Origin of the sequence: Trichocoleus sp. FACHB-262 (genome assembly GCF_014696035.1) — a bacterium.
GTDB lineage: Bacteria > Cyanobacteriota > Cyanobacteriia > FACHB-46 > FACHB-46 > Trichocoleus.
Map to the genome: position 1 here is coordinate 20,827 of NZ_JACJPK010000021.1, position 9,535 is coordinate 30,361.

11 protein-coding genes are annotated in these 9,535 nt (G+C 53.7%); 4 read left to right on the top strand and 7 right to left on the bottom strand.

Annotated elements, in window-relative coordinates; genetic code table 11:
* Nucleotides 1-35 precede the first annotated feature (35 nt).
* Complete coding sequence (locus H6F68_RS05075; RefSeq protein WP_190557002.1) at nt 36-2,519, top strand: hypothetical protein; 2,484 nt, start codon at nt 36-38, stop codon at nt 2,517-2,519.
* Nucleotides 2,520-2,755: 236 nt separating this feature from the next.
* Here the strand turns inward: H6F68_RS05075 and H6F68_RS28885 are convergent, their stop codons facing one another.
* The 3 genes from H6F68_RS28885 to H6F68_RS05085 form a co-directional block, all read right to left on the bottom strand.
* The gene (locus H6F68_RS28885) at nt 2,756-2,947 is read right to left on the bottom strand and encodes a hypothetical protein (RefSeq protein ID WP_313930024.1); all 192 of its coding nucleotides are present in this window, start codon (nt 2,945-2,947) and stop codon (nt 2,756-2,758) included.
* Nucleotides 2,944-3,711, bottom strand: a complete 768-nt coding sequence (locus tag H6F68_RS05080) for a site-specific integrase (protein WP_242065358.1) — start codon at nt 3,709-3,711, stop codon at nt 2,944-2,946. Before H6F68_RS05080 ends, H6F68_RS28885 begins: the two co-directional genes overlap by 4 nt.
* 126 nt (nt 3,712-3,837) lie before the next feature.
* Nucleotides 3,838-6,087 (bottom strand): protelomerase family protein, encoded by a 2,250-nt coding sequence (locus H6F68_RS05085; protein WP_190557004.1) that lies wholly within the window; start codon nt 6,085-6,087, stop codon nt 3,838-3,840.
* Nucleotides 6,088-6,166: 79 nt separating this feature from the next.
* On the opposite strand from H6F68_RS05085, the gene H6F68_RS05090 reads away from it, so the two are divergent.
* Complete coding sequence (locus H6F68_RS05090; RefSeq protein ID WP_190557005.1) at nt 6,167-6,532, top strand: GIY-YIG nuclease family protein; 366 nt, start codon at nt 6,167-6,169, stop codon at nt 6,530-6,532.
* Nucleotides 6,533-6,534: 2 nt separating this feature from the next.
* Nucleotides 6,535-6,759, top strand: a complete 225-nt coding sequence (locus H6F68_RS05095; protein ID WP_190557006.1) for a hypothetical protein — start codon at nt 6,535-6,537, stop codon at nt 6,757-6,759.
* Nucleotides 6,760-6,828: 69 nt separating this feature from the next.
* On the opposite strand, the gene H6F68_RS05100 is transcribed toward H6F68_RS05095, so the two are convergent.
* The 4 genes from H6F68_RS05100 to H6F68_RS05115 form a co-directional block, all read right to left on the bottom strand.
* Nucleotides 6,829-7,197 carry a hypothetical protein gene (locus tag H6F68_RS05100; protein WP_190557007.1) on the bottom strand — a complete coding sequence of 123 codons (369 nt, stop codon included), beginning with the start codon at nt 7,195-7,197 and terminating at the stop codon, nt 6,829-6,831.
* A gap of 25 nt (nt 7,198-7,222) precedes the next feature.
* Nucleotides 7,223-7,642, bottom strand: a complete 420-nt coding sequence (locus H6F68_RS05105) for a hypothetical protein (RefSeq protein WP_190557008.1) — start codon at nt 7,640-7,642, stop codon at nt 7,223-7,225.
* An 85-nt stretch (nt 7,643-7,727) separates the two neighbouring features.
* A complete protein-coding gene (locus H6F68_RS05110) occupies nt 7,728-7,955 on the bottom strand; it encodes a hypothetical protein (protein WP_190557009.1) in 228 nt (75 codons plus the stop codon).
* Complete coding sequence (locus H6F68_RS05115; RefSeq protein WP_190557010.1) at nt 7,955-8,323, bottom strand: GIY-YIG nuclease family protein; 369 nt, start codon at nt 8,321-8,323, stop codon at nt 7,955-7,957. Before H6F68_RS05115 ends, H6F68_RS05110 begins: the two co-directional genes overlap by 1 nt.
* Before the next feature lie 175 nt (nt 8,324-8,498).
* On the opposite strand from H6F68_RS05115, the gene H6F68_RS05120 reads away from it, so the two are divergent.
* Nucleotides 8,499-8,783 (top strand): GIY-YIG nuclease family protein, encoded by a 285-nt coding sequence (locus H6F68_RS05120; RefSeq protein WP_190557011.1) that lies wholly within the window; start codon nt 8,499-8,501, stop codon nt 8,781-8,783.
* The last annotated feature ends 752 nt before the right edge of the window (nt 8,784-9,535 follow it).

A 9,535-nucleotide genomic window follows, 5' to 3' on the forward strand; every position in this document is an offset into this window, starting at 1 on the left:
CGTGGCGACCTGAGAATCTTTGGAGGAATTGTGTTATGACCTTAATTGAGCAGCTGAAGACGACGGTACTCGACGCGCTAGCACCTCATGGCTGGCGCGAACTGTTCGCTCGTCATGGGTTGGATATTTCTGTCCCTGCGGACCGCCTTGAGGAGGAGCTGAGCAGACCTCTAAAAGTGGACAGGGGTGTGCCGGGATTCGAAGAGTTCTCTTTGGCCGGGGTTCGCGGCGTCGAGCCGGGGCAACTGGGACTGAGCCTGCTCTATCACGCGCTGGCCAGCCCCTGCTGCGTTGCGCCGACCCTATTGGTGTACCCGACACTCGCCCAGCTGGATGCTGTCGAGAACTACATCTATAGCCGGAATCGGATCACACTCGCGGGACTGCAAGATCCGGTTCTGGCAATCTTCGCGTATCAGTATCGGGATCGGCGGCGTACCACACATCGCCAGCACGCGGATGTCGCGTTCTCTCGCACGGGCGTTGCGCGTGTGGGAACGCACCCTGCCGAGTACGACGGTGCGTCGCGCGGCTACAGCGTCAATCCAGGATCTGGCATCAAAGGCTTTCGGGTGCTTCCGGCACGCTACGGACTCTTCATCGCGGAAAGGCGGGTTCGCGGCCGCGACGGAGCCGTCCTGCGCCCTTCAAAACTTGATGGCGAGCTGATCTTCCTTTTTCCGGTTCACAAGATTTTCTCGGGCGACGAATGTTTGTTCAGAAGGGATGAGAACGGTAACCTCGTACCGGTTCACCTCGGCGCGGTCAACTATACCGAAGTGCACGTCAACGAGAAGCTCTCGCGAGTTCACGACGAGCAGGGCGGCGAGAACGATGGATTCGTGCCGCCTCATCCCACCATTCCGTTCAACCTCAAGGCTTATCCTTTCGTGCGGGATTCCCGGACCGACACGACGCTCGTGCGGCTGTCGCCCGTCGGCGCATCCTGCCAGATCATGCCGGCCAGCGGGAAGGTTGTCGCCACGGCGACCCAGTTTGTCGACGGCAAGGAAGAACTGGTTCGCTTCAAAGTTCCCGAGAAGCGCACGACGCGGGAGCGACCGAACCGCTACTGGTCGACGTTCGAAATCGAAGCGCGCGGGTTTAGCCGGGCGGCTCCCGAGTACCTAAACATCCGTCACGAGCCACAACCCGACAAGCTGGCGGATCTGAACCAGTTGGATTCAGCCACCTTTAATTCGAAGGTCCTCGAGAATGGCGGCTATGAGGCCGTCCACTTTATCGACAATAGCTGCGACGGCGTGTTGACCGTGAAGCCGGTCAGCGGCATCAGCCTGCCGATCCATTGCGCCTTTTCTCTCGTGACGGCGACTGATTACTTCCCTCAGGTCGATCAGGTCGAAGTCGAGGAATGGATCGAACGGCACCAGGGTGTCCCGACGGGCCTAGCGAATATTGATTTAACGTTTCCTCAGGGCGGTCCGCAGCCGATGAGCGACGGCCGCTTCACTTCGTACGATGAGGGTATACAGGATATCTCACTCTCGTATCAGCTTCCCAACTGCAACCTGCCGCATCCTCTCACGCCCGGCCGGTCGGCCTTCGAGCTGGATGATCCGAGCAGTTTCACCGTCACTGCCATCGTCGGACTTCCCGGTGTTGCGTTGAGTCTTGAAACGATTCCGGCACCGCGCCGGACGCTGAGTTGGCTGCCCGACGCGGCAGCGGACGTCTATGCGCCAGGATGGGATGTCTCGCAACATCAGCGCGACGGCCGCAACATGATGGCCTCCTACGGACTGGGGAGTCCATTTCCCGAAGACGCCAAGCTTTGCGCGGCGCTGAATTCTTTCTGGCCGGCCGTCGCACCGGATTCTAGCCGCACCTACGGTTTCGGTCCTCCGCGGCCCAACAAGCCTCGACGACAGCTATTCACTTCGATCCCCCTGACCGATCGCGAGCTAGGTTATCACCCGCAGCATCCCCGTGTACTGGCAAAGGAGGTGGCAAGCGAGGTGGGATGGGACGGCGACCACGGTCCGTATCTGTCACCGGATACCGGGACGCGGCACGTCTATGCATCAAATCCCCTACGGGCGGACCTAACCAAGACCGCGTTGGACGGGAAGGTGCACTTTGCCGGTTTGGATGAAATAACGACTGTGGCATATATCAGCCGCATCCATGCGCTGAGCTGGTGTCGCGAAAACATTGACGAGTGGTTCCGGCTCAAATTCGGGACCGTCTTCAATCATCGCCAGAGTGGCTGGTGGCTAGTGTCTTTCGAGGTCGTGCCGAAGTGGGAGGACTGGCGGAGCACAGTACTGCCACGGCTTAGCAAGGACTTGATTGGAGCGGGTTACATCTTCGTGTTCGCCACTGTCGGAGATCGAGAGGAGTTCGAAAGCCCGCCCCTCCGGGTCCGATATCCGCTACTGAATCGGCTGGAGATCCGGCTCTCCGGACTGGACGGTTTTCATCCCGACAGTACGAAGGAGCCCGCTCCGGTAGTCGTGCTGCGAAAGAACAATGACCAGGAGGAGAAGCTAATGATCTAGCGATAGATAGCAACGGACCGAAGCCGAGCAACGCATGGCTGTGGCAGCAACCATAGTGTCGCATAACATCTGCATCACTTGACCGGCTACAGGGGGCTTCGCCCGCCTCCACCGGCAGGTGATGCGGAGCGATGGAAAAGCTGCGTAGCGCTACATCCAAGAAACTATCTTTGGTCCGCGCTTACCCCGCGCTACTGGACGTTAACCAAGGACCCAGCAACCCTACCCGACAACAGTTACAGGCTCTCATCGCTTTCGCCGATCGCCTTCAAATACGCTTCCGCAGCCGCCTGCTTAAATACGCCTTTGGTGTAGCGTTGGAACACCCGATCGCTCTTGATCCCCATCAACTCCTTACCAAACAGGGGATTAACCCCACGCCGCGTCACCTCCGTCCCAAACGTGTGCCGAAACCGATGCGGCTTCACATCCTCCACCCCTGATAACCCAATCGCTTCCCCAGACACCACGGGTCCTGCGCCAAAAACATTGCACTCTCCGGCACCGGTTCAAACACCCCGCCCTGCAACCGTCGCCGTTCCAGATACACATTCAAATGCGATCGCGCCTCCCGACTCAGCCGCACCTCCGACACATTCTGCGCCTTGGACCGGTGTACCTTCAAAATCTTGCCATTCCAGTGCTCAACATTCAGGTTTGATGCCTCTGATGCTCGCAGCCCGTGACTCAGCACCGCGACGATCGCTCGATCCCGCATCGCCGTCTCCTCCTCCAGCTCCAGCACCTGCCAGAGTTGTCCCAAATCTTCCTCATCGATGTGGTCCGCCTCCGGTTCCGGCTGCCGCTCCAGATCGATCGCATCCGTCGGCAACGGCTTGTTCATCGGATAACCATTGCTTCGCCTCAACCATTGATAGAACGATCGCAGCGTATTGAGCGCATGGTTAATCGAAGTCGCCTTCAACCCCTTCAGCTTCAACTCCCGCCGGTACTTGCCGATATCACTCGGCGTCACGTCCAACCAGGACTTCTCGCACAAGGCCGCAAACCGGACCAATTGTCCCCGATAGGTGCGCTGCGTATTGTCTGACTTCCCCGTCTGCCTCAGAAACTCCTCGATTTGCCGGTGGCGCATCTCAGGAGGGGGCGATCGCCTGGGTTCATTCTCTTTGCCGCCCTCCAGCGGGACGATCACAATGGGCAAAACGGGGTCAGAAGGCGAAGAATTCATCGTTGCGGGAAAAGTTTCGTGGATTTTAGGTATAGATAATTGCACTTATCTACATCTGAATATCCTCAGAATATTACTGCTGTTTCTTGGAGAAGTAGGGCTTTGGTCGATAATAGGGGTGCTTTGCTATGCATTGTCACATCTTTCTTCACAAATAGAATCATCAGCATAAAGCCTTACGCAGTGAGCAGTTAAGCGATCGCCCATGAGGAGTTGTCTAAAGGTCTCTAATTTACTGGTTGCTTGGTCGCGTTCGAGTTTGAGGCGTTCATTCTCCTGTTGAAGCTGTCCCAACTCAGTGGAGGGTGCACCCTGGTTAAGTTGCTGGAGTGCGGCATCGCGCTCTTGTCTGAGTGTGCTAACTTCCTGTTCCAATGCCTCCAACCTGCCCGTGAGCCAAGCCAAAGTTCGGGCCTGGTCGGTGAGAGCGAGCGCCAGAGCAGGATCGCTGGGTGTCGTGGGTCTGGGTGCAGTCGCAGGGATTGGTTCGTCACTCGGCACCTCTGCACGGGATCGCCCCTCGTCAGGTTCTGCCAACAGAGACAGTAACTCTGCCAGTGCGGCTTCATAGCTGAGGCCCACCGTGCCAGCCTTCCCGCGAATCTCAAGGCCAAAGTTGGCCGCCACCGAGCGCAGCAAATCGGCATCCACCGACACAGGTTTGCGCCGTGGGCGTAGTTTGGTGGGAGCAGTCTCAGTTGGAGCCACCTCTGCGACTGCGGAGGTTTCAGTTGGGGTGTCAGGCATAGTAGCGACCTCCTCTTGATGGACAGATTGAGTTTGAGATTGGAACAATTCCAGGACTTCAACATTGTGCTGAGCGAGCTTGAGCCCTCGGTTGGGATTTGCTGTTTCAAAAGGCATGGGGTCAGGGGAGGCGATCGCGCTTAAAAAAGCTGCTTCCGGAACCCCTGGCGGGCAAAACCAATGAAGAGCCAGGCAACTGTAGAGTGCTCTCAAAGGCTCAACTCCATGAATGGGTAGCAAGTCATGAAAAGAGTGATCGCCCACTGCTTGAACCGCCCTCTCAATCTGTGGCACGGGAAGCGGTGGAAGTTGACGAAACTGATGCCAAGCGGAGATCACCTGCTTAGCAGGCGTGAGCGTAGGAACTTCGATCTTCTCAACCAGAATGGAGAACCCAGTTTTTGAAGTCGGAATGGTTGACAGCAAGGCATCGATGGTTCGCCCCGTTACGAGCAGTAATCCCGTTGCCACTTCGGCCCACTGCTTCGAGAACAGGAGGCGATCGACCGCGCGATAGAGGAGAGCATTAATCGTGCCTTGTTCCAACTGGAAACGGCTTGGCGGTTCCTTAACCATCTGTTCTACTGCTTCGCTTTCCACCCGCATCCTCTCCTTCTGAAACACCGCCAGAATCTTCACTCCCGGCAGCCCCAGCTTCACGCCTGATTCCCCCGGAGAGCGATCGCGAATCAGATAATCGTCATAGTTTTGCCGAGCCGAGTAGTTGGGAAGCTTCTGGCCATCCGTCGTCAACTTGAAGTGCCCCTGAATTTCCGCCTTAAAGCGATGGTCTGGCACCCACTGGGGTTTGTAGTAGTAGGCAGCAATCTCGGCATACACCGCTCGAAACAAATGAGTGTAGAGCCGCTCCCCATCATCATTCTCCGCCTCTCTTCCTGGCACCAAATCTGCGAAGTGCTGACGGCAGGCATGAGGCACGCCCGAATACCTGGCATTAATGCGCCGTTTGAGATGGTTGTCAGGAAGGTTGAGCGCCCTGAGTTCCTCAATACTCCAAACCTGTTTAAGATGAGCGATCGCTTTCAACACTGGGTCCGCAGGAGCCAAGGTCGGGATTTCAAACTCCAGCCCCACATCTCCCCGACGCTTCACCGCTTCCGAGAACAGCAAACTGTAAGCCGTTTTCGCTTTGAACTGAGACAGGAGAATCTCACTAATGCGCCGACCCACCAACACTGCCAATCCCGCTGCCACTTCATCTGGTTCCTCACTATCGAGGAGAGCGATCGCCCGCTCGACTAACTGATTGGCCTGCTGACTGGTAAAGAATTTATTTTCCCGAGCATTGAGCCGACTGGCCTGCTCATTGTTCATGACTGTATAGACGTTAGAAGGGAGCAGGACATGGGCGATCGCAGGATGCTCCGGATGAATCACCCGCAAAGCATTGGCAATGTCCGTACGACGATTTTTCTGCTGGCTGGGTGTCGTCAGCTTCTGAGCGATAAACATCTGGTCAATCTGATCAGCCCAGACAGCTGCTTTCTCCTGCCAATTGGGAGATGCGATCGTCAGCTCCCAGACTTGAGGCAACAGGGTTGTGAGCGCCTTTTCGAGCCAGCCTGTCTTAGCCTGAGCCGCAGCTCGCTGGAGCAGGTCAGTATCCATTGATTTATATCTTATCGATACTTGCTCATGGTATCATCCTTTTCAATAAGCTGTCTAATAAGATAAATTAGAGAAATTAATGACAACTTCTGAGGAACAGGCACGAGCGAGTCTGGATAGACTTGCCTTCCTGCCATTTGACAGTTGTCTACCGATTACTCGTGAATTTAACGACTTACCTCGGCGTCCTGGTCTCTATGCGATTCGACATCGTCACGAAGGACTTCTCTATTTGGGGAAGACGAATACCTTGGAAACACGATTCAATGGCGGGCACAAAGCCTTTACTTGGGCCTGGTTAGATCGCTACCCGCCCGACGACATCAGGATAGCGATCGCCGAGATCGAACGCTGGGGGAACCGGGGTTTATTATCGGAGTTAGAAGCCATTCTCTTGAGAGCCACTGAGCCGCCCTACAATGCGCGTATCCCAATGGAGAGCTAACGATGCAAACAACCCCTAACCAATCATTTGAGCACCTCTCGTTTGGGGATGCGGAGGTAATATTAGAGTGCTTGCCAGAACGCATTCGAGCCGCATTTCTGGAACGGGCGGCTGAAATTGATTACCCTGTTGAAGCTGTGATTGAAATGGCGCTGGCTGGGTATCTAGATAGCGAGGCGGTCGCTTTTGTGGATTGTAAGCCCAAGCGCGGCCAGCGAGTGGCATAAATGCTTCCAGCTAGGGGGCGATCGCGTTGCTTACCTCACCCCAAAGCCTTGAGCTCTAGGACGAGATTTCTAATCATGAAATAACTTAAACTCAATGCGGCACTCCACTGCTAACCGGATGGGAAAGCTGGTATGAGGCTGACTGAGCATCTCATTGGATTCTTTGGCTTTCGCCCCATCAATCCAGCTCAGCGTGATGTGTGGATGGGGGTTGGTACAGAGAATTTTCACCCACCAAGGTAGTTGGACTGCGATCGCTTGAACACGGCGATTGTGAGCTAGTTCCTGAGCGACCGCGACAAAGTGAACCCCTTCCAACCAAAACCACCAGCGGCGGTCAGCGCCATAGCGAAGGGTAATGTGGTGAGGTTGGCCGTTGGGGTAGAGCGGATTTAGGAGGAGATTAGATTGTAGTCTTGCCCAAAGAATCCCTTTCATCTTGGCTCAGGAGTGATCGCGTGGCTCACCTCACCCCAAAGCCTTGTGCTCTAGGACGAGATTTCTGGTTGTGTTTGATGCGATCCCTGAGAGTGGCAGGCTTGGCTCCTAGCTCTTGGCGAAGTTGCTGCTGGAGGGCTCTAAACTCGTCTAGAGGCGGCGGCAAATCATCCAGGATAGTCAAGTGCACCCGGCTCCCTGGAGCGACCTCCCCGACCAAAAGGCGAGCCGTGGCATCCACAACCTTCCCCATCGACTGCCCTTCCCTCACTTCTGCCGGAGTAATGGACCGGACGTAATAATCGGTTTCTGGATGCTGAAGAAAGAAGTCGCGGTCTTGCTGCATGACCTGCTCCAACTGCTCCACCCATTGTGGGGTGAGGTGAGCGTGGGCATCATCTTGAGTGGCACCCGTGTTGGGATTGAACAGGAGGGTATGAGTCATGGCAGCTTCGCGATCGCACTGCTTCCATTGTGCCCTAGCCCCAAGGAGGGGCGATCGTCATGAGACGCTCCTGCGATCGCTGGGGTCAGGTGTACTCTGGCCTGCAGTCGGTAAAGGTGATGGCTTCGGCATCAAGGAAGCCTGCAATCGCCATTTCTAGAACCATTTCCAGCGGATATTGAGTTTCTTGAGCATGAGCCAGTAAAGCCCGTTGAATGTGCTCTGGTAAAGCTGCCAGAATCATTTTTGCGGCAACCGGACTGAGGTGTTCGTCGCTTTGCTCTGGGGATGGGGGGGTGCTGAGAGTTTGCATTAGTCCCTCGCAGGATACCTGGCGTTGTAAGGTGGCTTTGCAGCAGCAATGATAATGGCTTCCAAGCTCGATGATAACGTCTGTAGCTGAATGAAATCGAGCGGATAGAGTAGGAGCCTGACGTCCTCTGGGTCATAGTGATCTAACCAGGACCAGAGAAACGCTTTGTGGCCATCCCGAAATCGTTCCCGGCTATAGCGAGTCTTGCCCACATACAGCAGTCCCAGCTCTCGATGTCGAACCGCATAGATGCTGGCATTCGCCGTCACATTTTTGAACGATCGAGTAATTGGAATGCACTGCTCAAATGGGGTGTTGGTGAGAGAATCTAAGATAGCTAGGGCTTGTACTTCAACGTCATCGGTCATGCTCAGTAGAAGCTAAATAGTTTTTTGAAGTTGGGAAAGCTGATGAGAAGGCCGAGTCGAATTGTAGCCCAGATAGACCTGCTGATGGATCACTCAATCATGAGTAGCGTGTGGGATGTTGAGCAGCGCTGGTTTCTGAGATGAAGTAAGTTTGAGATGGCAGAGAAGGGAGTCTATGAGCGAACTGCACTATGTGTATATAGTCCGTTGTGCCAACGGTTCCCTTTACACAGGCTATAGCAAGAATGTGGAGCAGCGGATTGCAGCCCACAATGCTGGCAAGGGCGGACGCTACACCAGAGCCAATCGCCCCGTAGAACTGCTTATCTGTTGGCCTTTCCAGACAAAAACAGAGGCATTGAAGACGGAATATGCGATCAAACAGTTGTCCCGACAAACAAAGCTTGCTTTAGCAGCAGGTAGGTATGCCCCTGAGTGGTTAGATGCTTCCCTAAGATAAGTTGAGGCATCAGAGCGATCGCGCCCAAAACAAAACACAATGTCTTTCAGAATAGAAGCTTCAAAAGCCATGACAGGGAGAAGCTCTTTGATCTGTAACTAGAATATCCTTTTGGATAGAGTTCATTTGCAAAGTCTAAGCCTGGTAAGTCTTCTGGGTATCTCAATTGCGATCGCTACTGATGTCACAGAGATGGAGCTATCTCGTAATGTCGATATCGAAAAATGGAAGAAGATAAGCGATCGAACTTGCTGTCTACTAAGTTATCTTATCGTATGTGTTTGATGTTTGGCCGTTATCTTATCTTATTTGAATAGCTTATATGGAATTGTGGTTTAATTCTTGAAAAGCCTTATATAGCAGTATGTTCACGTGTCAAGCTTAAATAAGCTAAGAAACATACATCAAAATCCTCATAATTTGAATTTCTTATCATTCGCATCTTTGTGAAATAGAATAACTCACATATGTCTGATTTTTAATAGCTAGGTGGAAAAAGAATGAAATAAAGCATAAAGCTGAAACTATTACTGCATAAGCGTTTCAGGGTTTATGGATAGATGGTGATGCTCCAGCGATCGCTCCTGATCCCTATATACCTCCAGGCGATCGCTAGCCCACACAATAAAAAAGCTTATTGAATAAGATAAAGATAAGATATTCTAATAGATAATTTATTCTTATTAATGCAGGAGGTCCAACGGGGACAATAAAAGTATTATCTGATAATACTTTTATTGTCCCCGTTGGAC

What these genes read in the sequence shown, in the direction of transcription:
- H6F68_RS05110 (WP_190557009.1), bottom strand. Translation starts at nt 7,955, where the DNA reads ATGCAAACTCTCAGCACCCCCCCATCCCCAGAGCAAAGCGACGAACAC.
- H6F68_RS05115 (WP_190557010.1), bottom strand. Translation starts at nt 8,323, where the DNA reads ATGACCGATGACGTTGAAGTACAAGCCCTAGCTATCTTAGATTCTCTC.
- H6F68_RS05080 (WP_242065358.1), bottom strand. Translation starts at nt 3,711, where the DNA reads ATGAATTCTTCGCCTTCTGACCCCGTTTTGCCCATTGTGATCGTCCCG.
- H6F68_RS05085 (WP_190557004.1), bottom strand. Translation starts at nt 6,087, where the DNA reads ATGGATACTGACCTGCTCCAGCGAGCTGCGGCTCAGGCTAAGACAGGC.
- H6F68_RS05105 (WP_190557008.1), bottom strand. Translation starts at nt 7,642, where the DNA reads ATGACTCATACCCTCCTGTTCAATCCCAACACGGGTGCCACTCAAGAT.
- H6F68_RS05095 (WP_190557006.1), top strand. Translation starts at nt 6,535, where the DNA reads ATGCAAACAACCCCTAACCAATCATTTGAGCACCTCTCGTTTGGGGAT.
- H6F68_RS05075 (WP_190557002.1), top strand. Translation starts at nt 36, where the DNA reads ATGACCTTAATTGAGCAGCTGAAGACGACGGTACTCGACGCGCTAGCA.
- H6F68_RS05090 (WP_190557005.1), top strand. Translation starts at nt 6,167, where the DNA reads ATGACAACTTCTGAGGAACAGGCACGAGCGAGTCTGGATAGACTTGCC.
- H6F68_RS05100 (WP_190557007.1), bottom strand. Translation starts at nt 7,197, where the DNA reads ATGAAAGGGATTCTTTGGGCAAGACTACAATCTAATCTCCTCCTAAAT.
- H6F68_RS05120 (WP_190557011.1), top strand. Translation starts at nt 8,499, where the DNA reads ATGAGCGAACTGCACTATGTGTATATAGTCCGTTGTGCCAACGGTTCC.